The 26,029-nt window shown below is 41.7% G+C and carries 18 protein-coding genes and 4 tRNA genes; 18 read left to right on the plus strand and 4 right to left on the minus strand.

What is annotated here, in order from left to right; all coding sequences use genetic code 11:
• Positions 1 to 59: 59 nt before the first annotated feature.
• The 3 genes from JK628_RS10400 (at position 60) to JK628_RS10410 (ending at position 6,692) form a co-directional block, all read left to right on the plus strand.
• Positions 60 to 4,904, plus strand: a complete 4,845-nt coding sequence (locus JK628_RS10400; protein ID WP_202289398.1) for an NAD-glutamate dehydrogenase — start codon at positions 60 to 62, stop codon at positions 4,902 to 4,904.
• 59 nt (positions 4,905 to 4,963) lie between these two features.
• The gene (pyrD, locus tag JK628_RS10405) at positions 4,964 to 5,983 is read left to right on the plus strand and encodes a quinone-dependent dihydroorotate dehydrogenase (protein WP_202289399.1); all 1,020 of its coding nucleotides are present in this window, start codon (positions 4,964 to 4,966) and stop codon (positions 5,981 to 5,983) included.
• A gap of 175 nt (positions 5,984 to 6,158) precedes the next feature.
• The gene (locus tag JK628_RS10410) at positions 6,159 to 6,692 is read left to right on the plus strand and encodes a cell division protein ZapC (protein ID WP_202289400.1); all 534 of its coding nucleotides are present in this window, start codon (positions 6,159 to 6,161) and stop codon (positions 6,690 to 6,692) included.
• 136 nt (positions 6,693 to 6,828) lie between these two features.
• Here the strand turns inward: JK628_RS10410 and JK628_RS10415 are convergent, their stop codons facing one another.
• The gene (locus tag JK628_RS10415; RefSeq protein WP_202289401.1) at positions 6,829 to 7,425 is read right to left on the minus strand and encodes a peptidylprolyl isomerase; all 597 of its coding nucleotides are present in this window, start codon (positions 7,423 to 7,425) and stop codon (positions 6,829 to 6,831) included.
• Between the two features lie 411 nt (positions 7,426 to 7,836).
• Here JK628_RS10415 and rlmKL point away from each other — a divergent pair, with 411 nt between their 5' ends.
• From rlmKL to rmf, 5 genes are all read left to right on the plus strand, one after another.
• Complete coding sequence (gene rlmKL / locus JK628_RS10420; protein WP_202289402.1) at positions 7,837 to 9,972, plus strand: bifunctional 23S rRNA (guanine(2069)-N(7))-methyltransferase RlmK/23S rRNA (guanine(2445)-N(2))-methyltransferase RlmL; 2,136 nt, start codon at positions 7,837 to 7,839, stop codon at positions 9,970 to 9,972.
• Positions 9,962 to 10,201 carry a glutaredoxin family protein gene (locus JK628_RS10425; RefSeq protein WP_202289403.1) on the plus strand — a complete coding sequence of 80 codons (240 nt, stop codon included), beginning with the start codon at positions 9,962 to 9,964 and terminating at the stop codon, positions 10,199 to 10,201. Before rlmKL ends, JK628_RS10425 begins: the two co-directional genes overlap by 11 nt.
• A gap of 1 nt (position 10,202) precedes the next feature.
• Positions 10,203 to 12,113 (plus strand): ABC transporter ATP-binding protein, encoded by a 1,911-nt coding sequence (locus JK628_RS10430; RefSeq protein ID WP_202289404.1) that lies wholly within the window; start codon positions 10,203 to 10,205, stop codon positions 12,111 to 12,113.
• A 29-nt stretch (positions 12,114 to 12,142) separates the two neighbouring features.
• Entirely contained in the window at positions 12,143 to 14,023 is a 1,881-nt protein-coding gene (locus JK628_RS10435) for a DUF3466 family protein (RefSeq protein WP_202289405.1), read from the plus strand.
• Between the two features lie 184 nt (positions 14,024 to 14,207).
• Positions 14,208 to 14,384, plus strand: a complete 177-nt coding sequence (gene rmf, locus JK628_RS10440; protein WP_202289406.1) for a ribosome modulation factor — start codon at positions 14,208 to 14,210, stop codon at positions 14,382 to 14,384.
• A gap of 72 nt (positions 14,385 to 14,456) precedes the next feature.
• Here rmf and fabA read toward each other — a convergent pair whose 3' ends face one another.
• Positions 14,457 to 14,972, minus strand: a complete 516-nt coding sequence (fabA, locus tag JK628_RS10445) for a bifunctional 3-hydroxydecanoyl-ACP dehydratase/trans-2-decenoyl-ACP isomerase (RefSeq protein ID WP_202289407.1) — start codon at positions 14,970 to 14,972, stop codon at positions 14,457 to 14,459.
• 66 nt (positions 14,973 to 15,038) lie between these two features.
• Positions 15,039 to 16,748 carry a S16 family serine protease gene (locus tag JK628_RS10450; RefSeq protein WP_202289780.1) on the minus strand — a complete coding sequence of 570 codons (1,710 nt, stop codon included), beginning with the start codon at positions 16,746 to 16,748 and terminating at the stop codon, positions 15,039 to 15,041.
• Positions 16,749 to 16,976: 228 nt separating this feature from the next.
• Between JK628_RS10450 and JK628_RS10455 the strand changes: the two genes are divergently transcribed.
• The 10 genes from JK628_RS10455 to rplY all read left to right on the plus strand — a co-directional run bounded on the left by JK628_RS10455 (position 16,977) and on the right by rplY (position 24,431).
• Positions 16,977 to 17,067, plus strand: a tRNA-Ser gene (locus JK628_RS10455).
• Between the two features lie 199 nt (positions 17,068 to 17,266).
• Positions 17,267 to 17,911 carry a UvrY/SirA/GacA family response regulator transcription factor gene (gene uvrY / locus JK628_RS10460; protein WP_202289408.1) on the plus strand — a complete coding sequence of 215 codons (645 nt, stop codon included), beginning with the start codon at positions 17,267 to 17,269 and terminating at the stop codon, positions 17,909 to 17,911.
• Between the two features lie 27 nt (positions 17,912 to 17,938).
• Positions 17,939 to 19,768, plus strand: coding sequence for an excinuclease ABC subunit UvrC (uvrC, locus tag JK628_RS10465; protein WP_202289781.1), 1,830 nt, complete (start codon positions 17,939 to 17,941; stop codon positions 19,766 to 19,768).
• Between the two features lie 47 nt (positions 19,769 to 19,815).
• The gene (gene pgsA, locus JK628_RS10470) at positions 19,816 to 20,364 is read left to right on the plus strand and encodes a CDP-diacylglycerol--glycerol-3-phosphate 3-phosphatidyltransferase (RefSeq protein ID WP_202289409.1); all 549 of its coding nucleotides are present in this window, start codon (positions 19,816 to 19,818) and stop codon (positions 20,362 to 20,364) included.
• A gap of 152 nt (positions 20,365 to 20,516) precedes the next feature.
• Positions 20,517 to 20,592 (plus strand) — tRNA-Gly (locus JK628_RS10475).
• Between the two features lie 10 nt (positions 20,593 to 20,602).
• Positions 20,603 to 20,676: transfer RNA gene (locus JK628_RS10480), tRNA-Cys, on the plus strand.
• Positions 20,677 to 20,758: 82 nt separating this feature from the next.
• A tRNA-Leu gene (locus JK628_RS10485) sits at positions 20,759 to 20,844 on the plus strand.
• 1,098 nt (positions 20,845 to 21,942) lie between these two features.
• Positions 21,943 to 23,346 carry a L,D-transpeptidase family protein gene (locus tag JK628_RS10490; RefSeq protein ID WP_202289410.1) on the plus strand — a complete coding sequence of 468 codons (1,404 nt, stop codon included), beginning with the start codon at positions 21,943 to 21,945 and terminating at the stop codon, positions 23,344 to 23,346.
• 96 nt (positions 23,347 to 23,442) lie between these two features.
• Entirely contained in the window at positions 23,443 to 23,991 is a 549-nt protein-coding gene (locus JK628_RS10495; RefSeq protein ID WP_202289411.1) for a DUF882 domain-containing protein, read from the plus strand.
• A gap of 152 nt (positions 23,992 to 24,143) precedes the next feature.
• On the plus strand, positions 24,144 to 24,431 hold the full coding sequence (gene rplY, locus JK628_RS10500) for a 50S ribosomal protein L25 (RefSeq protein ID WP_202289412.1): 288 nt from the start codon (positions 24,144 to 24,146) through the stop codon (positions 24,429 to 24,431).
• A gap of 61 nt (positions 24,432 to 24,492) precedes the next feature.
• Here the strand turns inward: rplY and JK628_RS10505 are convergent, their stop codons facing one another.
• Positions 24,493 to 26,022: a SpoVR family protein gene (locus JK628_RS10505; protein ID WP_202289413.1), complete on the minus strand. Its 1,530-nt coding sequence runs from the start codon at positions 26,020 to 26,022 to the stop codon at positions 24,493 to 24,495.
• Positions 26,023 to 26,029 lie beyond the last annotated feature (7 nt).

A 26,029-nucleotide genomic window follows, 5' to 3' on the forward strand; every position in this document is an offset into this window, starting at 1 on the left:
ATTTGAAGCATCCATAAAAATATAAAAGCGCTGCCATAGCCCCCTAAGGAAACAGCAACATGGCCTTGAAAGATGCAATGCCTTCAGTACTACTAGAAAATGTAGTCAACCTTATTCACTCTAAAGTACCCAGTTCACAAGCAAAGCAAGTAGAACAGTTTGCGACTTGCCTATACGCGCATATGTCGAAAGATGACCTTAATGCCCGTAATGACAGCGACCTCTATGGTGCTGTTTTGAGTCAGTGGAACGCCCTTAATAAAACATCCATTGGGGAAGGGCACATTCGTGTGTTTAACCCAAGCCAATCGAAACATGGTTGGGAGTCAACTCATTCGATCATTGAGATCATTCAGCCCGATATGCCTTTCTTAGTAGATTCTGTCGGTATGGCAATTAATCGACTGGGTATTACGGCACACATGATGCTCCATACTCCCATGGCGATTGAGCGTAAAGATGGCTCAGTGATCCGAGTCAGTTATAGCGCTGATGAACAAGCTGATGTTGATAAAGTTGCTGTATTTTTAATTGAAATCGATAGACAAAGCAGCGAAGCGGATATAAAAGCGTTAACCAAAGAGATTGAGTCTATTATTGCCGACGTCGCTGCATCAGTACAAGATTGGGACGTTATGTCTGCCAAGTTGGGCGAGACGATAAACGAACTGGCTAGTCGACCATACCCCGGCACGAAAGAAGAGCTAAGTGAAACGACTAAATTTCTTGAGTACCTCAATAACCACCACTTTACCTTACTAGGTTACAGACGTTACGATTTACGTAAAGTGGAAGGTGATTTAGAGTTGGTAGCAGACAAGAGTACAAGTTTAGGCTTGATGACAAAGTCCGCAAAAACCAATACCGAAACCGGCTTATTACTGTCTAACTTCTCAGAAAGTGCCCGTAAAGAAGCGCTTGATAGCAGTTTGTTGGTATTGACTAAAAGTAGCGAAAAGAGCCGTGTTCATCGCCCAGCTTACGTAGATTATATCGGCGTAAAACGTTTCGATGAAGAGGGGAATGTTATTGGCGAAGACCGCTTTATTGGTCTGTACGCATCTAACCTGTATAACCGCAGCCCTCGTGAAATTCCACTGCTTGCTGAAAAAGTGCAGCGCGTGCTTGATCGCTCAGGCCTAGCGCCTCGTTCTCACGATTATAAAGCATTGATGCATATTCTTGAGACGTTACCGCGTGATGAACTCATTCAAGCAAATGTTAAAGAGCTTGCTCGTGTTGCACACGGCGTGCTTGAGATGCAAGATCGCGACAAACTAAAACTGTTTGTCAGAAAAGATGGTTTTGGCCGCTTCCTATCTTGCTTAGTATATGTGTCTAAAGAGCGTTACAACACTAAGTTACGTGAAGATACCCAGCGGATTTTGGCTCAACATTTTAATAGTAGTGAAGATGTTGAGTTTACAACATATTTTTCAGAGTCAACCTTGGCTCGCACTCATTACATTATCAAAGTTGATAACAATAATATGGATGTCGATGTGGCAGCGATAGAAAATAATTTGACTGAAGCAGCTCGCTCTTGGGAAGACAAACTGGGTAGTGCTTTAATTAGTGCTCAAGGTGAAGAAATTGGAACAAGCCTGATTAAGAGTTACGTCGATGCGTTTCCTCGTAGCTATAAAGAAGATGTATTGCCAAGTTCTTCTGTCGTTGATATTCAACATCTTGAAGCGTTAGATGATGATCATAAGCTAGGCATGTTGTTTTATCAGCCGCAGGAAACAGCACTTAAAAATAGCAAAGTGCGTTTAAAACTATTCCATAAAGACGAGCCGATTCATCTTTCTGACGTGTTACCTATGTTGGAAAACTTTGGATTACGGGTCATTAATGAGCGTCCATATGAAGTGATTACCGCAGACGGTGATACTTATTGGATCCTAGATTTCTTAATGACAACTCAAGCAGTTGCCACTGATAATTTGGCTGATAGCCAAGAGCGATTCCAAACTGCATTGTCGCAAGTTTGGAGAAAAGAGCTTGAAGATGATGGCTTTAACCGCTTGGTATTATCAACCAGTTTGACAGGGCGCGAAGTCTCCGTACTGCGAGCCTACGCTAAATATATGCGTCAAATTGACTCTACCTTTAGCCAAGCTTACATCGAAGAAACTTTTTCGAGCTATCCTCAAATAGCTGATTTACTCGTTAAAATGTACATTCGTAAATTCAACCCAAAGTTGAAAACACGTACATTAAACAAATTTATTGAGCAGATTGATCTTCGTCTCGATGACGTTTCAAGCTTAGATGATGACAGAATTATTCGTCGCTATCTTGATTTAATCAATGCAACCAATCGTACTAACTTCTATCAAGTTTCCGCTTCTGGTAGCCCTAAATCATATATCTCTTTCAAGTTCGAACCGGAACTTATCCCTGAGATGCCAAAGCCATTACCTAAGTATGAAATTTTCGTCTATTCCCCTCGGGTTGAAGGTGTTCATCTACGCGGCGGAAAAGTGGCACGTGGTGGACTGCGTTGGTCTGACAGACGAGAAGATTTCCGCACCGAAGTGCTTGGCCTAGTGAAAGCACAGCAAGTTAAGAACACTGTAATTGTTCCTGTCGGTGCTAAAGGTGGTTTTGTTTGTAAGCAACTGCCGACAGATGGCGGTCGCGAAGCCTTTTTTGCCGAGGGACAAGAGTGTTACCGATTGTTCATTCGCGGCTTGCTCGACATTAGCGATAACATTATTAATGGCGAAGTGGTTGCTCCTGAAAATGTCGTTATACACGACGAAGATGACCCATATTTAGTGGTTGCAGCCGATAAGGGTACCGCTACATTCTCTGATATCGCTAACGAAATCGCTGAAGAGTATAACTTTTGGTTAGGTGATGCATTCGCTTCTGGTGGCAGTAACGGTTATGACCACAAGAAGATGGGAATTACCGCCCGCGGCGCTTGGGAATCCGTTAAGCGTCACTTCCGCGAAATGGGCGTTAATTGCCAAACGACAGACTTTAGCTGTGTAGCAGTTGGAGACATGGCGGGTGATGTATTTGGTAATGGTATGTTGCTGTCTAAGCATACACGCTTAGTAGCAGCATTTAACCATATGCATATCTTTATAGACCCAAATCCAGATGCAGCGACGAGTTATGTTGAACGTGAGCGCTTATTCGCATTGCCTCGTTCAAGTTGGGAAGATTACAACGCTGAGTTAATCTCAAAAGGCGGCGGCATATTCCTACGTTCTGCTAAATCGATTCCACTGTCTGCAGAAATGAAGAAGATGTTAGGCACTCAAAAGGCCTCGATGCCACCGCTCGAGTTGCTCAAAGAGTTACTAAAAATGCAGGTCGATTTGATCTGGAATGGCGGTATTGGCACTTATGTTAAAGCAACAAAGGAGACCCATGCAGAAGTGGGCGACCGCGCCAACGATGCTATCCGTGTCAACGGCACCGAAGTTAGAGCCAAAATTATTGGTGAAGGTGGCAACTTAGGTTGTACTCAATTGGGTCGTATTGAATACTGCGCTAATGGCGGCCGTATGAATACTGATTTTGTTGATAACGTCGGTGGTGTTGATTGTTCTGATAACGAAGTCAATATTAAGATCTTGCTTAATGCGCTAGTCGCTGATGGTGAAATGACTGTTAAGCAGCGTAACCGTTTGTTGGTCGAGATGACCGACGAAGTCAGTCGTATCGTGCTGCAAGACTGTAAAGATCAGACCCGTACAATCTCTGTTACTCAAGTGCGTGGGGCTGAGCAGTTAAAAGAGCAGATCCGTTTTATCCATTACCTCGAAAAAGCAGATAAGCTAGACAGAGCGCTTGAGTTCTTGCCTAATGAAGATGAGCTTGCAGAACGCTTAGTTAATGGTAAGTCGCTGACTCGCCCTGAGCTTTCTGTACTTGTTGCTTACGCAAAGATGGTTCTTAAAGAGCAGTTATTAACGACTGAGATCACTGAAGACAGTTTCTTAAGTCAGTTACTTATCGAATACTTCCCTAAGCAGTTGCAAGAGAAGTACACCGACAATATGGCTGCACACCCATTGCGTGGTGAAATTATAGCAACTTCGTTAGCCAATGAACTCGTTAATGATATGGGCCTTAATTTCGTACAACGTATGCAAGATGAGACTGGTGCCTCAGTAGCAGAAGCTGCTATTTGCTATACTATGGCTCGCGAAGTGTTTGGTTTAGCAGATTTAACTAAGTCAATTACTGATCTAAATGGCATTATTCCGGCAGTTGTACAGTGCGAAATGTTGCATCAGTTACGACGTAATATTCGTCGTGCTAGCCGTTGGTTCCTACGTCATCGTAACCGTAATCTAAATATTGAACAGACGATTGAGTTCTTTAGACCTGTTTTTGATGAGCTTAAAGCGAATGTGCATCAATATATGGTTAATGATGAAGTCGCTGGCATACGCGCAGAGTCTGATGCACTGATTAAAGAGGGTGTACCAGAAGATGTAGCAATGGTGGTCGCTAACGTTAGTACACTATTTTCTGCGTTAGATATTGCACAGATTTGTGATCTTGAAGCCAAACCGGTTCCGTTGGTTGCTGAAACTTACTTTAAGTTAGGCGCGAGCGTTGATCTGCATTGGTTCCTCGAGCAAATTAGTGCACAACCAGTATCGAATCACTGGCAAGCACTGGCAAGAGCAGCATTTAGAGAGGAGCTTGATTGGCAACAGCGTTCACTAAGTTCTGTGGTATTACGAACTTGTACTGAAAGCTGTGATGCTAACAAGATCATTTCAGAGTGGATTGAATTGAATCAAGGCTTGTTGGAACGTTGGTTCCATATGCTGGCTGATTTCAAAACTTCGCAAAGCCATGAGTTTGCAAAGTTCTCTGTAGCCCTACGTGAACTTAATCTTTTGATCCTTCACTGTGAAGGTCAAAAGTAATCTGATATAAATCAGAGGCCCTGGCAATTGCCGGGGCTTTTTTCGGTCTAGGAGAAAGCATGTTTTATAAAATAGCACAAAAGTTCATGTTTCAGATGGATCCTGAAGTCGCCCATAATTTGGCGATCGGCAGTTTAAAAGCTACGGGCCATTCGCCCCTAAACTGCTTCTATGCACAGAAAATTAAACTAGCCCCGGTGACTATGATGGGACTGACATTTCCAAACCCAGTCGGTCTAGCTGCGGGAATGGATAAAGATGGCGAATGTATTGATGCTTTTTATGCGATGGGATTTGGTCACATCGAAGTTGGTACAGTTACGCCACGGCCTCAACCAGGCAATGAGCAACCAAGGTTGTTTAGACTTAAACCTGCTAAGGCTATTATCAATCGAATGGGCTTTAACAATAAAGGCGTCGATAGTTTAGTTGAGAATCTGAAAGCGGTAAAATCAGCTGCGATGGTTGGTGTTAATATAGGCAAGAATAAGGACACACCAGTTGAGCTTGGAAAAGACGATTATTTAACCTGTATGGATAAAGTTTATCCCTATGCAGCCTATATAGCGATAAATATTTCTTCACCAAATACTCCCGGTTTACGATCGCTACAATATGGAGATCTGCTAGATGATCTTTTAGGATCACTTAAGCAAAAGCAAAAAGATCTCGCCGAAAAGCATGGTAAATATGTACCGATAGCATTGAAAATCGCACCGGATCTTTCGAGCGAAGAGATTGAAAAGATTGCAGATTCACTTATTCGTAATGAATTTGATGCAGCAATTGCAACCAACACTACGTTAACTCGTGATGGTGTTAGTGGGTTGCTTAATGCCAATGAAGCTGGCGGTTTGAGTGGTAAGCCATTGAATTCATTGTCTACTGTAGTAATTAAACTGCTTGCTGATTGCCTCAAAGGTCAAATCCCTATTATTGGGGTCGGTGGTATTAATTGTGCTGCGGATGCTTTAGATAAATTAGATGCTGGCGCTCAAATGGTACAAATTTATTCTGGCTTTATTTATCAAGGCCCGCAATTAATAAAAGATATAGTGGAAGCGTATCGTATAAAATAGCAGCATTACGAACGTTAATTAATATACTTCTTAAGGAAACGATCATTTGGATCTAGTAATAGATCTCAATGATCGTTTTTTATTTTATATGATCGTGATTTTCGTTTTAAATTTATTTTGATATTGATGAAATTATCATCTATTATCCAGTTGTATCTAAATAAAGGTAAACGTTATGTTATTAATGCCAACAAGGGAATGGCAATGGGGATATAATGAAACATATGGTGTATTAACTGTTTCGTTAGACAGTGATATGGAATTTCTATCACCATATAAATTAAAGTCCCTAATACCTGATGCCAAAATTAAAACTGAGTTTAGCGTTGAACACGCTAAGTTCTATATTGCTTTGGTTGATCGTTTATCAAAAACACTTTCGCTCAACGATGCACTCATTGTCCAAATAGCACTGAACGCTACGGCTGGACATTTTTTATTAAAACCCCAAATGCCCAAATCTTGGTTTTTCGAAGTGTCACACGAATGTGTGTATAGTGGTATAGGCAAGATTTTCCAGTTGAGAACCTGTCAACATACTGTGCCTGCAATGGTTATAGAATCCGGATTACAAGCATCATTGGTGATGATCTTGTCTCAAGAGTGTCGCTTGACAGATTCAAAAACGTTAACTCAATTTGAAACAATTAAAGTCATGCATAATCGTTTAGCGCCTTTGGCTGTAGAGAGAAAAATAAACGCAGCTTAATCAGCATAGAGTTAATTGTAACAATAAGCATTCTTTTTTGATCTAGAATCAATAAAAAAACCGGGATCTGACTAATTATCAGTTCCCGGTTTTTTTATTGTTAAAGCTAAGTAACTAGAGATTAGTTATTTGCTTATTAACTTGTTGGGCAGCTAACTTCGGCAACAGTATCAATAGTAATTTCGTCAACCGGAACATCATTCCCAAGAGTAGGTACAATACTGATTTGATCAGCGATATCCATACCACTAATCACTTGACCAAATACTGCATAACCTGCATTTGACGCTGACGCATCTAAGTGTGGGTTATCTAATACATTGATAAAAAATTGCGATGTGGCTGAGTCTGGGTTAGTCGTTCGCGCCATTGCAATGGTGTTGCGTTCATTACTGATCCCGACACTTGCTTCATTAATGATAGGGTCATTAGTCGGTTTAGAAACAAGCCCAGTGGTGAAGCCGCCACCTTGGATCATGAAGTTGTTGATGGTTCGATGGAAAAGAGTGCCATCGTAAAATCCTGAATCAACATAGTCTTTAAAATTTTGTCCCGTAACCGGCGTATTGGTTAGATCAATAGCGAGTGTCATATCGCCTTTGTTTGTCGACATTAAATAGCACACATCAGCTTTTAAGGCGGGTACGACTGTAGGCGGCTCTGGTGTATCTGAACTATCTGAGCCACAAGCGGTAATGGTTAGACAGGCTAATAGTGGAAACATTTTTTTCATATTTGGACCTTATTATTATGTTTGTAATTCAGGCTAAGCCTTGTTTCGACATTGTTGCTTGAATGCGTTTTAAATGCAGTGTACATGCTGATAAGATGTGATCAATAGAGGCGGAGGGAAAGTTACAAAATGTCGCACTTTTAATAGGTTAAATCGTGTGCTTAACAAGTACAAATAGACTGTAGTGCTATAAATTGAATGCAGCTTGACGTCTAACCAAGGTTTGTCACAAGCAATATAAATCGCGTTAGCGCTGTTCGTTCTCACAAAGGAGATCGGTAAAGTGGATAAAACATCGTACTTTTATTATCTCATTTAGAATATATCGGCTTTAAGCCAAGATCTTTTTATCATTTAGTGGCGCTTACGGGTATAATCACTAACTAATTTTTATTCAGTGTCTATCTATCGATGTTAAATTTTTTTGCTGCTGCTCCTCGGGGCTACGAATACGCGTTATCGCTTGAATTAGCGGAGCTTGGCGCTTCAGATATCAAAGAAAGTGTTGCGGGGGTATATTTTACTGCTTCGCTAGAACTTGGTTATCGGATCACCTTGTGGTCGCGACTAGCCAGCAGAATCATTTTAGTGATCTATAAAGGTCCCTGTGAGTCGCCTGAGCAACTCTATAATGCTGCTTATGGTATTGATTGGCAGATGCAGTTCTCTAATCGCAGTACTTTCAGTGTTGATTTTCATGGCATGGGTGGCTTTATCAATAATACCCAATTTGGTGCTTTGAAGATTAAAGATGCGATTGTTGACCGCTTTCGTGATGATGACTTTTCTCGCCCGAATGTTGAAAAAATTGATGCTGACTACAAAATTGATGCACATTATCGTCGTGGCGAAATTACTCTAGGCATAAACTTCTCTGGGCCAGCGTTACACAAACGTGGCTATCGCTCAACAACGGGTGAAGCACCACTGAAAGAGAACTTAGCTGCAAATATGCTAGTACGTAGTGGTTGGAAAAAGTCACCGGTGACATTACTCGACCCATTCTGTGGTAGCGGTACAATCCTAATTGAAGCGGCAATGTTGGCATGTGATATTGCCCCCGGTATTCATCGCGAGCGCTTTGGTTTTGAAAAGTGGTTACCCCACAATGATAAAGTGTGGCAAGAGCTATTAGACGAAGCGCATGCCAGAGCATCTCTCGGTAAATCACGCTGTAAAGTTAAGTTTTATGGTTCTGATATCGATTCTAGAATTGTAGCGCTCGCTAAGCGCAACGCCGAAAATGCTGGAGTATTAGAGTTTATCGATTTTAATGTCGGCAATGCGTTGAATATAAATGTTCCTGAGTCGAGTGGCTATCTAATTTCAAATCCACCCTATGGTGAAAGACTCGGTAACATGACCTCTTTACTGCAGCTTTATTACCAACTCGGTGACAAATTCAAAGCAGAATTTGGCGGTTGGAGTTTGGCAATTCTTAACAGTGACGTTGAACTGCTATCTGCATTAAAGCTTAAAGCCGATAAACAGATGAAGATGAATAACGGTGCATTAGAGTGTGCTTTTAATCTTTATACTGTCCACGCAGAGAACACTCGCCGGGTGGATCCTGCCACGATAAAACGAGACGGTGATGTCAGTGATATTGCTGTACCGTTTGCCAATCGCCTTAAGAAGAATTTTAAGCAGTTACAAAAATGGGCAAAGAAAGAGGGTATCGACAGTTACCGTCTTTATGATGCTGACTTGCCTGAGTACAATGTTGCCATCGATTTGTATCTTGACCATGTGGTTATTTATGAGTATGCAGCGCCGTCAGAGATCCCTGAATCAGTGTCTAAGCGCCGACTAACTGATGTGTTGATTGCTTTGCCGCATGCTATTGGTATCGATCCCAATAATATCGTGTTGAAAACCCGTGAGCGTAAGAAAGGTATCAGCCAATACGAAAAGATGACTGCGAATAAACTTGAATTGATCACCACCGAGTATGGCGCTAAATTTAAGCTCAATCTGAAAGAGTACCTGGACACCGGTTTATTTTTAGACCATCGTTTAACCCGCAAAATGGTAGGTGCAAAGTCTAAAGGCCGCAGTGTTTGTAATCTATTTGCTTATACAGGTACAGCATCTGTCCATGCAGCGATAGGTGGCGCTACGTCGGTTACCACAGTGGACATGTCTAATACATACATTAACTGGGCGAAAGAGAACTTTGCACTTAACGGCTTGAATGATGACAAGTATCAGTTTGTGCAAGCGAACTGTTTGCAGTGGATTAAGCGTACTCATGACCGATTTGATCTTATCTTTATCGATCCACCGACCTTTTCAAATTCGAAACGCATGGAAGACTCATTCGATGTGCTGCGCGATCACGTGCCATTATTAAGCAATTTGATCAAGATACTCAATCCTGGTGGCGAGATTATTTTTTCTAACAATAAGCGCAAATTTAAGATGGAAATAGCGGATTTAGAAGCGGCTGGCATGGTTGTTAAAAACATTGATAACCAGACGCTACCGCTTGATTATAAACGCAATCCGCAAATCCATAATACTTGGCTTATTACGCATGCCGAGTAAGGGCAGTAATATAGTTTTATATCACACAGATGCTTGTCATCTGTGTGAACTTGCAGCAGAGTTACTTCAACAAACACAAGTAACCTTTGTTGCCCGAGATATTTGCGATAATGAGCAATTGGCTGAAAATTACGGCACTCGCATTCCTGTTATTAAAAAGACAGTATGCAATAGTGAACTAAATTGGCCATTTGACCTCGAAGCATTAGAAGAATTTTTAGGAGCGTAAGTTGAGTTTAGTACGGATAAATAACGGCTCTTTAGCCTATGGTTATACCCCGTTATTGCAAAAAGCTGATTTCACAATTGAACCCGGTGAACGTGTTTGTATTGTAGGCCGAAATGGTACTGGTAAATCCAGTCTTATGAAGGTACTTAGTGGCGATGTACTGCTTGACGAAGGTGAATTTAATATTGCTACCGATGTTAAAGTCAGTCGTTTACAGCAAGATCCACCTAAAGCAGAGCAGGGAACTGTTTATGCCTATATAGCCGCAGGCTTGAAAGAGGTGGGCGAAAAACTTGAGCGTTATCACCAGTTATCTCATGATGTTGCTACAGCATCGATGGATGATATGGAGCGCATGCTGAAGCAGATGGAAAGGCTTCAAGGTGATATTGATCATTTAAACGGTTGGCAGTTAGACAGTCGTATTAACCAAAACTGCGAACTATTAGGCTTAGATCCTGATGCTGCATTGTCAGAATTATCGGGTGGTTGGCAACGTAAGGTAGCCTTGGCGCGCTCATTGGTGAGCGATCCGGATCTATTATTACTCGACGAGCCTACTAACCATCTTGATATCGATACCATTGAATGGTTGGAACAGTTTTTATTGAGCTACCGTGGCGCTATCGTTTTCATTAGTCACGATAGAGGTTTTATCGATAGAATGGCGACGCGTATCGTCGATCTTGACCGTGGTGTCGCGACATCTTGGCCGGGAAGTTACCAAGCTTACCTAACGGGTAAAGCTGAATGGTTGCGAGTAGAAGCTGAGCAGAATGCACTCTTTGATAAAAAGTTAGCCGAAGAAGAGGTGTGGATCCGCCAGGGGGTAAAAGCCCGTCGAACTCGAAATGAAGGACGCGTACGCGCACTTAAAGACCTTCGAGTTGAACGTATGGCTCGGCTTAACCGTCAAGGTGGCGCTAAGATGGCCGTCGCGGATACCGATCGTTCTGGCAAACTTGTGTTTGACATAGAGAATCTAGAGTACAACCTTCCTGAAAAGAATTTGGTTAAGAACTTTAATACCACCGTTATGCGCGGCGATAGAATTGCACTTATCGGTCCTAACGGTTGTGGTAAATCGACCTTAGTTAAACTGCTCATTGGTCAGTTAGAAGCGCAGTCTGGCACGGTAAAAGTGGGTACTAAGCTCGAAATAGCCTATTTTGACCAATATCGTGAAGCACTTGATCCAGAGAAAACAGTTGAAGATAATGTCGGTGAAGGCAAGAAAACCGTCACTATCAATGGTCAAGACAGACATATTCTGAGCTACTTGCAGGATTTTCTATTTTCACCAATGCGAGCACGTACACCTGTTAAAGCCTTGTCTGGAGGTGAAAAAAATCGCCTGCTACTCGCTCGCCTGTTGCTTCGTCCTGCAAATCTTATTATTCTCGATGAACCAACAAACGATCTCGATATCGAAACGTTAGAGTTACTTGAATCTTTACTGGCTGACTATAAAGGAACCTTGCTACTGGTCAGCCACGATAGAGCATTTATAGATAACACTGTAACCAGCAGTTGGTGGTTTACGGGGAATGGTGGCTGGAGTGAATATGTTGGTGGCTACCAAGATGCCGTATCTCAGGGCGCTAAATTTTATTCTGAGGAACCTCAGGAGATAAAGAGTGTCCAACCTCCAGTTGCTGAGAAAAAACCAGTAGAAGTAGTGAAACCGATAAAGAAGTTATCGTTTAAATTACAACGAGAATTAGAGTCTTTACCTGCAATGATGGAACAGCTAGAGCAGGAAATCGAGACATTGCAAAGTATAATTAGTGGCCCTGATTTTTATGCTCAGGAGCAAAAAATAGTAAATGAGAAGCTAAAGACTTTGTCCGATAAGGAAGGTCTACTCGAGAGTTACTTCGAGCGATGGGAAGAGCTCGAATCATTGAAGTAAGCTAAAAATAAAAAATGGGAAGTGAGTTCATGAAGTTTAAGTTGGAAAAAACCCTCTCCTTAGTGGCTGTAGGCGTATTAAGCGTACTTCAAGGTGTACAAGCTGCACCCGTATATGAAATCAAAAATTTAGATGCGGATACCTTTAACCTTAATGGCACTATTGCTAATACCCGTAACGGCTATGGCATGTCAGTTAATAATAATGATGAAGCGGTTGGCGCAGCAAAAGGTAAAAAGAAGCTTACTGTAGATGAAAACGATGATGGTGTTATTGACATCGAAGATGGTGTTTCCGATGCAGAAACCATTACCTACTCTGTTAACCTGCCGATTCTAGCCAATAACTTTACATTTACCTCTATTAAGAATGATGCCAATACACCTTGGTTACCCACATTCGAGAGTGTAAATGGCACCACTGCGCCTACTTTTCCTGAAGAGGACACCGTTAACTCCGTTGATACTTTTTACTACGGTATTAACGATGCAAAGCTAAAAGTTGGCGCAATGACGGCAACTGAGCAGCAACTTGCTTATTCTGGCTCAAGCACCACACAAGAGTTTTGGTATTACCGCGAGTATGAACAGCGCGGCTTCGTCAAGGATGATACAGATACTGAAATAGCACTCATCCCGCCTTATTTTGAGTATGTATCAGAGCAGGACGATGGTGATGTTACCGTTAATATTGGTGGCTTCTCTAGTGCAACAGCTGTCAATAATGCCAATATGATTACTGGCTATGCCAGCACTGATATTAGTGCAAGCAGTGAAAGTATCATCGATTCATGCGTATCAAATAATAGTGAAACAGCACCAACCGATATTTGTGTTCAGAATAGGCAGTTTGTGAATACTTACGGTTATAGCGATATTCAATATCAAACGCGTGGTTATGTATGGCGTTATGAGAACGGTGCGATTACAGAAGCAAAGATACTGCCCTTAGGGTTGGAGCCGAAGAACGATAGTGTTTATACCAGCCAAGGCTTGGGCATAAACACTGCTGGTGTTGTCGCTGGTCGTTCATATGTTTACCGAAATGGTAATAGCGATAAACTGTACTTTGACGCCGCTTATTGGACTGAAGCTAGCGACGGTTCTTATGAATATAACTGGGTGGATGTTGATACCGTTAAAGACGTACGCTCATCAATAGCGTATGACATCAATGATAACGGTATTTTGATTGGCAGTTATAATAAGTACATCGAAGGTTATACTCGCGATAAGTTTTTCTATATCGATACCAGTGATGCAAATGCTGAAGTGGTTACCCCGAATGATTTATATAACTCACTATCGGATTTAAGTAGCCGTGGCCGCAGTATTAATAATAACGGTCAAGTGGTTGGTTATATAGAAACGACTCATGATAAAGAGAAGCCGCGGCCAAAAGCGGGCTTTCTTTATGATATCGATAAAGAGGAGTTTAGTAACTTAAATGATCTACTGACTTGTAAGTCAAAAGGCTTTGAGAAAGACGCTGAAACAGATAAGTGGGTTCGTCACCAAGTTGAAGTTGAAGATGGCTCTGGCAAGACGCTAACTTACAGCAGCGAAATCGTTATCGTTGAAGCCAATAGCATTAATGACAGTGGCACTATAGTTGGTACCGCTTTTATTCGTAAGCCTTCTTATGAATTTGATATTGACGGCAATATTGTCATCGGTGAAAATGGACTGCCATTTTTCTTACTTGATGGCTATGGTAATCCGTTTACCTCCTTTTTACCGCGCATGATGGTGATCCAGACGGATGGTACTGAAGCGAGCGATGAGTGGAAAGCGGCTAACAACTGTATTGATGAAAGTGGTGAGAGTGAAGACTACGTAAGACAAGGTGCGGCAAGCCTTGGCTGGTTGTTAATGTTACCGCTGGTTTGGTTGAGACGTAGACGGAAATAGATGAGTAGACTAAATCGAGGCAATTAGCCTCGATTTTTTTTATATTTATTTTTACCACACAACTCAATAGCTTAATATTTAAGCGCTAAGATGTGAGTTTTTTTTGATTGATCTCTGCTGCAAATAGTTTTATTCATAGTGCTGAAGCATTAGCTTCTATCATTATGGAAGAGAGGACGCTTGCATGAAGAGACAAAAAAGAGATCGATTAGACAGAGCTTTTTCGAAAGGGTTTCAGGCTGGGGTTGGGGGCCGTTCTAAAGAGATTTGTCCATATTCGACACTCGATTCAAAATCGCAATGGCTTGGTGGTTGGCGAGAAGGTATTGATGGTAGGTTAAGTGGATTGTTTAACAAGTAACGCTTAAATAGGTACAACAGAAACGCCCTCTAATTTGAGGGCGTTTTCGATCTTGGCGACTTAAATTAGAATTTAGAAGCTTGAAGTATCTTTGAAAATACCTACTTTTAAATCCTTTGCGCTGTAAATTTCACGACCATCGACTTCCATAGTGGCGTCTGCAATGCCCATGACCAATTTACGGTACACTTTACGCTTAATCGTTAGCTTATAGGTTACTTTTTTAGCTTCTGGCAGCACTTGACCGGTAAACTTAACTTCGCCTACACCTAATGCTCGTCCTTTACCTTCAGCGCCTTCCCAACCAAGGAAGAAACCAACAAGTTGCCACATAGCATCTAAACCTAGACATCCTGGCATCACTGGATCTGACGCAAAATGGCAGTCGAAAAACCAAAGGTCAGGATTGATATCTAGTTCAGCTACAATTTCACCTTTACCGAACTCACCGCCATCAGCATTAATTTTAAGTACGCGGTCCATCATTAACATATTGTCTTTCGGTAATCTCGGAGAGTTAGGTCCAAAAAGTTTACCTAGTCCACAGGCGACAAGGTCTTCTTTCGTAAAACTGTTTGCGTTACTCATTATTTTTTATTCTCCAGCAATTTGAGCGCCAAGATTAGCGAACACGTGTACGCTAAACAACTCCGATCAGCTAGAAAATGACAATTTTTCGCGCAGTTTCACAAAAAAAGACTTTTCTTCATCTTGATAACCGGCTAATGACTCCAATCTTGTCTGTACTAAGCCATAAAGTGAATCATCAGGGAACTGGTTGTCTTGATCTGCATTGCCTGCTGGGGTTTGCATTAATATCTCAGCAGCTTCATCAATATGCTTAACTTGGTATAAAGTGAATAGTCCTTTTTCTACCGCTTCAATAACTGATCGGTTTAAGTTTAGCTGCTGCATATTAGAGCAAGGGATAATGACACCTTGGTGACCGGTTAAACCACGTCGTTGACACAGCTTAAAGAAGCCCTCAATTTTTTCGTTAACACCACCAATTGCCTGTACATTACCGAATTGATCAATCGCTCCTGTTGCGGCGATACTTTGTTTTATCGGTTTCTCTGAAATAGCGGAGATTAAACTGCAGTATTCTGCAAGCGAGGCACTGTCGCCATCGATCTCTTGATAAGACTGCTCGAACACGATATTAGCATTTAGATGCAAAGGAGCATCTTTACCAAAAATGCGATACAAGCAGGAGGACAGGATCATCATTCCTTTAGCGTGAATGTTACCGCCTAATTCAGATTTGCGTTCAATATCGGCGACCTCTCCATCACCGTAATGCACCGATGCGGTAATTCTTGCAGGCTCGCCATAACTGTATTCGGCATTTTCAATGACGGTTAAACCATTTATTTGGCCAACCATTTCGTCTTGCGTAGGAAGATTGATGAACAGATCGTCAAAGTTCTGCTCTGAAAGCTTTTCTGAGGCGTTGTGACGTTGGTTAAACATGTCAATACTATGTTGGAATACCTTGATGCCAATATGCGGCTGATGCGCGTATGCGCTAGCTTGAACTAACAGCTGTTCGATGTTAATTGACATCAAGCTTAATCGCTGTTGATGATCTGCTAATCTGGCACTGTATTCAAGCACTGCTAGTCTAACTTCTCTATCCAAAGTTAGATTAAGATCATTTAAAATACAGTTTAACCATTGGTTATACTCATCTAGGCTAACTTCATTTAGGTCTATTTCGTTGATGAGTTCCCCTAAAAGAGGGAAATGATTTGAAAAGCTGGCCTCACCTAACCAGCATTGCCCGTACTGGTTAATTGACCCTATGAGTATTATTTTACAGCCAAGTGAAAAAGGCGGAAGGCTAGAGTGGACTTGATACTCTTTTTTATCGAGTACTTCCAGAAGTAGATCCCAAAGCGCATCACGTTTCCAAATTGAATCCGCACAGACAAATAGGTAATGGCAGTTAGCAAAGGCTCCCGCTTTATATTGTTTGGTTTTTTCATCGTAGCGACCAATAAGGTCATGCTTTTTGATGGTGCCGGAAAGGTATTGATATTGAGTCTGTTTAGTCGTTAAAACGACGGCCTCACTATTCATCCCATCTTCATGCCAAGAGGTTGTGTTGTCTTGTAATAGAAGGTTTTTAGTAGAGAATACGCCTTCTGTATGGACAAGTGCTTCGATGATATGTTTGCGATCACAGCCTGAGTAGTCGGCTAAGTACATATGTTGGTTGTGAGTGTGGCCTAAAAGTTTGAATGCATCACGAACACGCGACTGACCGATGAGTCGCATCTCAGGAGAACTTTCAGTAACTATATCCGCTGGTAATGTAAATTGCGGTTTTAGTGCAGCAGTGGGAATAATGTTTGAGTTCATATATATCATGTAAGTTTTTCTATTAACCCGATATTACCATAGTATTGCTGCTAGCCATCAATATGTCAGTGTTAGCTGTTTGCATAATAATATTCCGAGCATAGGGAGACACAGAGCATAAAGAAACGTCAATTTGTTGGTAAGATAGCCAGTTGTGCAGTTGGCTGCAAAATTTAAAGCATTTGGTATTTACAATGACAGCTTAAACGCCTAGTATCTACGGCGTTCGGAGAGATGGCAGAGTGGTCGAATGCACCGGTCTTGAAAACCGGCATGGGTTTGTAGCCCATCTAGGGTTCAAATCCCTATCTCTCCGCCACATTAAAGAAGGCAGCCTAATAGGCTGCCTTTTTGCTTTCTAGCTAACGCGTTGTTATCAAAAGAAATATTCAATATTGTCTGCTTGGTACTTATATAAATTTATCTTTCTAATTTGAAGTTTATGGGCTAGATTAGACTGAATAAGATAGCTCGGATCTAGTTTGATTCAAGCCAGATTAATTTAAGGTAGGGCAGCTTTGATATCAGTATATTTGGTCGATGACCATGAGCTTGTACGCACCGGTATTCGACGGATTTTGGAAGACGAACGCGGAATTAAAGTTGTAGGTGAAGCGGGTGATGGAGAGACCGCTGTACAATGGTGTCGGAAAAACGAAGCAGATGTCATTTTAATGGACATGAATATGCCAGGTATTGGAGGCTTAGAAGCCACACGTAAAATACTTAGGTTTCAAGCGCATGCCAAAATTATAGTACTAACGATACACACTGAAGATCCTTTTCCCACCAAGGTAATGCAAGCAGGGGCTTCTGGTTATTTAACCAAGGGTGCGACCTCTCCAGAGGTGCTTCAGGCTATTAGACAAGTCGCACATGGACAGCGTTACTTATCACCTGAAATCGCGCAGCAAATGGCGCTCAGTCAATTTAATCAATCTGAAGATAACCCATTTAAAACGCTTTCTGAAAGAGAGCTGCAGATCATGTTAATGATCACCAATGGTGAAAAGGTCAGCGATATTTCTGAACAACTTAACTTGAGCCCTAAAACGGTTAACAGCTATCGCTATCGTTTGTTTGCAAAGTTAGGTATTGGTGGTGATGTTGAACTCACTCGATTAGCGATACGCTATAAGATGCTCGATACAGGCCAGTTCTAATAGAGTCAATTGACAGATAAAGAGCGTATGACAGAAGCGTTTAATTCCAATGAGTTTTTGAAAACTGTGACCTCATCACCCGGTGTTTACCGAATGTATGATGTTGCAGATATCGTTATCTATGTTGGTAAAGCCAAAGACCTAAAAAAACGGTTATCTTCCTATTTTCGTAAAAATGTAGCCAATGTAAAAACCCAAGCACTGGTCTCTAGAATAGCCAATATCGATGTCACTGTAACCCACAGTGAAACCGATGCTCTGATCCTAGAAAATGATTACATTAAGCAGTACATGCCTAAATACAATGTCCTGCTTAGAGATGACAAGTCCTATCCATATATCTTGTTAAGTAACCACAAGCATCCGAGACTCTCATATCATAGAGGCCCTAAAAGAGATAAAGGCCAATATTTTGGACCTTATCCAAATGGCGGTGCTGTCCGTGAGAGTTTACACCTACTGCAAAAGATATTTCCCATTCGTCAATGTGATGACCTGTATTACAAAGCAAGGTCTCGTCCCTGTTTACAGTATCAAATTGGTCGTTGTAGCGCGCCGTGTGTAGACAAGGTATCGCTTAAAGACTACCAAGAGCAAGTGACATTAGCGGCCCTATTTTTAAAGGGTAAAGACCAGCAGGTCACTAAAGCACTCGTTGGAAAAATGGAGCAAGCTGCTGGTGAGCTCCATTATGAGGATGCCGCACGTTACCGAGATCAGATCACCGCGCTAAGGCGAGTAGCGGAGCAGCAAGAAGTCTCGCACTCTTCAGGTGATATGGATGTGATCGGTGTGCACTTTGCATCAGGAGTCGCTTGTTTTCATCTGTTATTTATTCGAGAAGGCAAAATATTCGGTAGCCGCAGTTATTACCCCAAAGTGCCTGTTGATACAGAGTTGTCTGAAGTACTGCGCGCTTTCATGTTTCAGTTTTACCTTAATTCGGACAGCCAACGTATTACGCCAAAAGAGATCCTGGTTAGTGACGCTTTTGATGAACAAGAACAGCTTGCTGGTGCCATCAAAGCAGCTCAGGAAAGAAAAGTGGAAATAAAATCCCAAGTTCGCGGGGAGAGAGCACGTTTTTTACGTTTAGCAGTAACCAATGCGACTAATGCGGTCAACACCAGGCTTTCTCATAAGAATACCGTAGAACAACGCTTCTTATTACTGGAAGAGGCTATTGAAGTTAGCAATAAAATACAGAGAATGGAATGTTTTGATATCAGCCATACCATGGGGGAAAGCACGGTAGCATCATGCGTTGTGTTTAATAGAGAAGGTCCGCACAAAGCCGATTATCGTCGTTACAATATTAATGGTATCACCCCTGGTGATGATTATGCTGCAATGAAGCAAGCTATTAGTCGTCGTTTCGATAAAGTGGTCGCAGGTGCCAAGGTACCCGATATATTGTTTATTGATGGTGGCATAGGGCAGCTGCGCATCGCCCAAAAAATAGTGGATGAAAAGTTTGTTTCGTTAGATCATGCGCCGACATTGATAGGTATTGCCAAAGGTGAAGGTCGTAAGCCGGGTCTCGAAACATTGATCTATGGTGAGAATGAAGTGTCTTTTTCTTTACCTGCAGATTCAGGTGCTTTGCACTTGATCCAACATATACGAGACGAATCTCACCGTTTTGCTATTACTGGACACCGTAATAAGCGTCAGAAAACCCGCAACACCTCTTCACTTGAATCTATCGAAGGAGTCGGACCTAAACGGCGTAAGGCACTATTGCAACATTTAGGTGGATTACAGGAAGTTAAGGGAGCGAGTGTAGCAGAATTGGTAAAAGTACCGGGTATCAGCTTAGAAATGGCACAAACAATACATGATGCATTGCGAGGGTAGTAAAATTAAGGCAAGATTGGCGCTGCTTTTGAATTTTAGGTTTTATGATGCCGTTTAACATTCCTATTGCTTTAACACTGTTCAGGTTATTACTGTTACCTGTATTTATCGTTCTTTTTTACATGCCTGACAGCTGGGCTCTTTTTGCCGCTGCTTTTGTCTTCTGGTTAGCAGCGGTGACAGATGCACTCGACGGGTACGCAGCACGAAAATTAAAACAATCAACTCGATTTGGTGCTTTTCTTGACCCCGTAGCAGACAAAATCATGGTGACGACTGCGTTGGTGTTGCTTGTTGCTCAATATGATAGTGTTTGGCTGACCTTACCGGCATTATTTATGATTGGCCGTGAGATCGTTATTTCTGCCTTAAGAGAGTGGATGGCTGAAATCGGTAAACGAGGTGCAGTTGCTGTCTCTTGGATTGGTAAATATAAAACAGCTGCACAGATGACTGCCATAACAGGATTAATTTGGCAGCCAAATGATTTTATTATATATAGTGCATTTGGTTTATTTTACGTTGCAGCTGTTCTGACTTTTTGGTCGATGATGAGCTATATAATGGCTGCTTGGGGTGATTTAACCGCCGAGTAGCTCGTTAAAAAAACAATAAGATTAATTAGTGCGCAAGCAGTTATTTATCTATAAATATAGCGTTGACTCTCAGACATAAATCGGTAGAATGCCATTCCGTAGTCAAGGGGAAGCGAACTAAGCAAGAACTTGATTACAGATTAAATTGAAATGCGACATTAGCTCAGTTGGTAGAGCGATACCTTGCCAAGGTATAGGTCATCGGTTCGAACCCGATATGTCGCTCCAATTTAATAGTGGCGCGATGGCAGAATGGCTATGCTGCGGATTGCAAATCCGTCGATCTCGGTTCGACTCCGGGTCGCGCCTCCACAAATTAAGAGTTTGATGAGTGGTTAAGTAATTAACGACAGTGTTTCTACCGATAACACGTATCATCAAAGTCAACGAGTTTGCCCGAGTGGTGGAATCGGTAGACACAAGGGATTTAAAATCCCTCGCTTAATAGGCGTGCCGGTTCAAGTCCGGCCTCGGGTACCATCATTCAAGCCTCGACATTAGTCGGGGCTTTTTTGTATCCAGTAATTATTGAACTCGGTTAAGTCCATGCTATTGGAATTTGAAATCCTCGCTACTCTTAACAAGGCACGTGCTGGTTCAAGTCCGGCCTCGGGTACCATCATTCAAGCCTCGACACTAGTCGGGGCTTTTTTGTATCCAGTAATTATTGAACTCGGTTAAGTCCATGCTATTGGAATTTAAAATCCTCGCTACTCTTAACAAGGCACGTGCTGGTTCAAGTCCGGCCTCGGGTACCATCATTCAAGCCTCGACACTAGTCGGGGCTTTTTTGTATCCAGTAATTATTGAACTCGGTTAAGTCCACGCTATTGGAATTTAAAATCCTCGCTACTTTTAACAAGGCACGCGCTGGTTCAAGTCCGGCCTCGGGTACCATCATTCAAGCCTCGACACTAGTCGGGGCTTTTTTGTATCCAGTAATTATTGAACTCGGTTAAGTCCATGCTATTGGAATTTAAAATCCTCGCTACTTTTAACAAGGCACGTGCTGGTTCAAGTCCGGCCTCGGGTACCATCATTCAAGCCTCGACACTAGTCGGGGCTTTTTTGTATCCAGTAATTATTGAACTCGGTTAAGTCCATGCTATTGGAATTTAAAATCCTCGCTACTCTTAACAGGGCACGTGCAGGTTCAAGTCCGGCCTCGGGTACCATATAATTCTCTTCGGAGCTTTGCGAGAAAGCCCCAACGAAATTTGGGGCTTTTTTGTATTTAAAACTTAAACTGAAATCCCTCGCACTTTCAAGACCAGTCTGGGTACCCTGTAATCCTGTGCTAGGCTTTCTAGTGGCTGAACTTGCCAATAGGTCATTTGAGCTGCACTCGTTTTATCTTTCATCGTAATCAATGCTTTAGCTGTTACTTAAATACTTTGCAAAAGCAAAAGCAAAAGCAAAAGCAAAAGCAAAAGCAAAAGCAAAAGCAAAAGCAAAAGCAAAAGCAAAAAGTTGATCTATTTTTGAGCTAGATACAGTTCATTTTTATTCTTAAAGCGGTCATATACAAAACATGATTATTTGCCATACTTAGTTTGTTGTGATGAGTAGGGTGTGTATATGCAGTTTGCTAGTGTTTTATTCTGTTTTATTCTTGCTATTGTGAGTTTCTCTGCGGAAGGGAATGAGCGAAACATTAGTGCTCAACGTATGCTATCTCAGCAATTGGCGCTAATGTTCGTGGTAGAGCCTGATCCTAAGTATGAGCTTGCTAAGCAACGCTTATCTCAGTTCCTTGCTTCTAGTGATGAAATTGCCAGTATAGAGCATGAGATTGTTGGGTTTTGGGCCCGCAGGCACATCTCTGTCCGCAACCCTGACTATAAGTCAGTTAAAGACCCATACGTAAGAGCGATGGCAATAGAGCCTAGCTTACCAAGTTACCTACAACTACAGAATCGTTTACGACATCTACAATGGCTCTCGTTGAAAGACCCATGGACTCCTATTGAGATAGAAGGTCTTCTAAGGCCTAATAGGGATCATTCGGCTATAGCAGAGATCGCTATGCGGTTATGGTTACTCGGAGATGCTGCGCCTCCACTCGTGATACCTGAAACGCCAAATAACTATAATGATGCGCTGGTGAAGTCAGTAAAAAGATTCCAGATGAGGCATGGTCTAAATCCTGATGGGATCATTGGACCAGAAACATTGAAATGGTTAAACGTACTTCCCAGTGAAAGAGTTTCAATACTGGCCATTAACTTTATTTTGAGAGCCGAGTTTATGGCACAGCAAGCGCGAAGCTTTCTTGTAATTAACATTCCAGCGTTTGAAATGGAGTTATTTAATAATGGCAGAGTTGAGTTGGCGTCAAGAGTGATAGTCGGCAAGCCTTATCGTCAAACCCCATTACTCAGTGGCTCAATCTCAAACGTAGTGATTAACCCTAGCTGGAGAGTGCCTAAAAAGATTTTATACAATGACCTATTACCACAGGTTAGGAAAGACGGGAACTATATTGAAAAGCGGGCGTTTGATGTTTTTGATCGCAACGGAAATCAAGTCGTTAAATCTGCAGAACAGTGGCGTGATTTAGCGACGGGTCCATTCCCATTTCGGTTCGTTCAACGGCCTGGAGTCAATAATACCTTAGGTAGGTATAAATTCTACTTCCCAAATGACCATAGTATCTTTTTACACGATACTGAAGACCAAAAATTATTTCAGCGTAGCAATAGGGCACTTTCATCGGGTTGCATACGAGTGGAAAATGTTGAGGGATTGGCTAATTGGATCGCAGCAAACTTAGTTAAAGATAAGCAGACATGGGTTGACAGGCATGTAGATACTCAAAAAACCCAGTGGTTTGCTCTTAATGCGACACTCGATGTCCATCTAGTGTATTGGACTGCATGGATTGATAAAAATAACCTCGCTCAATTTAGAAATGATATCTACCAGAAACAACTGCTGACAGCGGTTTCAACTTCTACAAAAGACCAAATCAACGACTTATAGTATATATAGCGATATTTTATACTGATTATTTGCATTCCAAAAATAAACAGGTTAATTTGCCTGCCAGTTGTAGGAAAAGTAGTCAATGGTGAAAGTGTGACCGTAGTATGTTCTGCTCGTAGACAGTTATTATTAGGCCTTGGTGGTGTTGCAATGTTTTCAATGCTTCCGACAAAGGCACAGGCAAGCCGTTCAACCAAAGGGGTTCGTAGCTTAGGCTTTTATAACCGCCATACTGGTGAGCGAGAGCAGGGAAGCTACTGGATTGACGGTGATTATCAGAGTGATATTTTGACAGATTTTAGTCAAGTTTTAAGAGATCATCGTCAAAATGAATCTGCCCCCATGGATAAACGGTTATTTGACTTTGCATATAAATTAAAAACTTCTCTGAGTTTTGATGATGAGTTTCATATTATATCGGGCTACCGTTCGCCAAAAACGAACGAAATGTTAGCTAAAAGAAGTAATGGTGTCGCAAAGAAAAGCTACCATATGAAGGGTATGGCATTAGATATAGCCGTCCCTGGTGTCGATCTCGCTGATGTAAGAAGTGCCGCGATTGAACTAAAGTTAGGTGGGGTTGGTTACTACCCTAATTCCGGATTCGTGCATATCGACACGGGACCTATAAGAACTTGGTAACAGTGGTAGCTATTAGCAATGGGTGAACTCGAAGATTCTTTTGTTTAGTTTACAATTGTATGTTAGTATCCGCCCGCTTTTAGCCAGTAGAGGTTGGTCGAAAATCTCCACTGTAATTATTGTTATCTTATTTATATTAAGTGAGTTTTATTATGTCTTATACAATCGCTGCACAAATCCGCACTGAAATAGGGAAAGGTTCGAGCCGCCGCCTACGTCATGCTAACAAAGTTCCTGCTGTTATCTATGGTCCAGGTAAAGAAGCTATCTCTATCGTTTTTGATCATAAAGATATCATCAACATCCAAGCGAACGATGATTTCTACAATACAGACCTAACTATCGCTTTAGATGGTAAAGATGTATTAGTACGTGTTCAAGACATGCAACGTCATGCGTACAAGACTTTAGTTGAACATATTGACTTTAAATTTGCTTAAGTTTTAAGTGAATTGAAAAAGCGCCTAATTAGGCGCTTTTTTTGTGGGAGAAAAACGTGATTTAAATATTGGCGGCATTGTCTAACTTGCGTTCGGGGCAGGCGGCTATCACCTTATGTTCTCCATTTTCACCTTGTTCAATCCTTACATCAAATCCCCATAAACGATGGATATGTTTGACGACCTCATGCCGGGTGTCAGCTAATGGGATCCTAGCATTTGGAACATAACGTAATGTTAAAGACCTATCACCTGATACTTCTACATTATGGACTTGTATATTTGGCTCTAGGTTAGACAAGTTATATTGCTGCGATAGTTTCTCTCTTATCTCCTTGTACCCCTGCTCGTCATGAATCGCTGACACTGCTAGGTGATTTTTATTGTCATCATCTAGAATTGAAAATAGCTTGAACTGACGAATGATGTTGGGTGAAAGGTATTGACTAATAAAACTTTCATCTTTGAAATTTTCCATTGCAAAGTGCAACGTTGTTAGCCAATCACTCCCTGCAATATCAGGAAACCACTCTTTATCCTCTTCGGTAGGTTTTTCACATATGCGACGAATATCAATAAACATGTTGAAGCCGAGGGCGTATGGGTTTATGCCACTATAGTGTGGGCTATTGTAGCTAGGTTGGATGACAACATTGGTATGGTTTTGTAAAAACTCCAGCATAAATCTATCTGTCACCAGTCCTTCATCATATAGGTGGTTAAGAATGGTGTAATGCCAAAATGTAGCCCAGCCTTCGTTCATCACTTGGGTTTGTTTTTGTGGGTAGAAGTATTGGCCCATTTTCCTCACTATTCGAACAATTTCTCTTTGCCACGGTTCTAAAAGTGGGGCATTTTTTTCAATGAAGTACAATATATTTTCTTGCGGTTCTGTTGGGAAATGCTGTTTTTTAGCCATTAACTCCTCTTGAGGTGTTTCTGGCACCGTGCGCCATAGATCGTTAACTTGGCTCTGTAGATAGGCTTCTCTATCTTTTTGGCGCATTTGCTCCTCTTTAAAGGAGATCTCACTTGGTCGTTTATATCGGTCCACACCAAAACTCATTAGTGCATGGCATGAGTCAATGATACTTTCAACTCTTTCAATACCATGCAACTCTTCACACTCACTGATATAATTTCGGGCAAACACTAAGTAATCTATTATCGAACTTGCATCAGTCCATGTTTTAAACAGATAGTTGCCTTTAAAAAAGCTATTATGTCCGAAACTGGCATGGGCCATCACTAAAGCTTGCATGGTGATAGTATTTTCTTCCATAAGGTAGGCGATGCAGGGTTCTGAATTAATGACAATTTCATAAGCTAACCCCATTTGTCCGCGCTTATAACCTTGCTCGGTCTCGATAAAACGTTTACCGAATGACCAATGAGTGTAACCAATAGGCATGCCTATTCCAGCGTAGGCATCCATCATCTGTTCAGCAGTGATAACCTCAATTTGATTAGGGTATGTATCTAACCGATAATGGTTAGCGACGCGTTCTATTTCGGTTAAATAGCTTTGTAGCAATTCAAAATTCCAATCGGGTCCATCATCTAATGGTTTTCTTTTTACTGTTTTGTCCATAACGCCC

The organism is Shewanella sp. KX20019 (assembly GCF_016757755.1).
In the GTDB taxonomy this organism is placed as follows: domain Bacteria; phylum Pseudomonadota; class Gammaproteobacteria; order Enterobacterales; family Shewanellaceae; genus Shewanella.

What these genes read in the sequence shown, in the direction of transcription:
- JK628_RS10400 (WP_202289398.1), top strand. Translation starts at nt 60, where the DNA reads ATGGCCTTGAAAGATGCAATGCCTTCAGTACTACTAGAAAATGTAGTC.
- pyrD (WP_202289399.1), top strand. Translation starts at nt 4,964, where the DNA reads ATGTTTTATAAAATAGCACAAAAGTTCATGTTTCAGATGGATCCTGAA.
- JK628_RS10410 (WP_202289400.1), top strand. Translation starts at nt 6,159, where the DNA reads ATGTTATTAATGCCAACAAGGGAATGGCAATGGGGATATAATGAAACA.
- JK628_RS10415 (WP_202289401.1), bottom strand. Translation starts at nt 7,425, where the DNA reads ATGAAAAAAATGTTTCCACTATTAGCCTGTCTAACCATTACCGCTTGT.
- rlmKL (WP_202289402.1), top strand. Translation starts at nt 7,837, where the DNA reads ATGTTAAATTTTTTTGCTGCTGCTCCTCGGGGCTACGAATACGCGTTA.
- JK628_RS10425 (WP_202289403.1), top strand. Translation starts at nt 9,962, where the DNA reads ATGCCGAGTAAGGGCAGTAATATAGTTTTATATCACACAGATGCTTGT.
- JK628_RS10435 (WP_202289405.1), top strand. Translation starts at nt 12,143, where the DNA reads ATGAAGTTTAAGTTGGAAAAAACCCTCTCCTTAGTGGCTGTAGGCGTA.
- rmf (WP_202289406.1), top strand. Translation starts at nt 14,208, where the DNA reads ATGAAGAGACAAAAAAGAGATCGATTAGACAGAGCTTTTTCGAAAGGG.
- fabA (WP_202289407.1), bottom strand. Translation starts at nt 14,972, where the DNA reads ATGAGTAACGCAAACAGTTTTACGAAAGAAGACCTTGTCGCCTGTGGA.
- JK628_RS10450 (WP_202289780.1), bottom strand. Translation starts at nt 16,748, where the DNA reads ATGAACTCAAACATTATTCCCACTGCTGCACTAAAACCGCAATTTACA.
- uvrC (WP_202289781.1), top strand. Translation starts at nt 17,939, where the DNA reads ATGACAGAAGCGTTTAATTCCAATGAGTTTTTGAAAACTGTGACCTCA.
- pgsA (WP_202289409.1), top strand. Translation starts at nt 19,816, where the DNA reads ATGCCGTTTAACATTCCTATTGCTTTAACACTGTTCAGGTTATTACTG.
- JK628_RS10490 (WP_202289410.1), top strand. Translation starts at nt 21,943, where the DNA reads ATGCAGTTTGCTAGTGTTTTATTCTGTTTTATTCTTGCTATTGTGAGT.
- rplY (WP_202289412.1), top strand. Translation starts at nt 24,144, where the DNA reads ATGTCTTATACAATCGCTGCACAAATCCGCACTGAAATAGGGAAAGGT.
- JK628_RS10505 (WP_202289413.1), bottom strand. Translation starts at nt 26,022, where the DNA reads ATGGACAAAACAGTAAAAAGAAAACCATTAGATGATGGACCCGATTGG.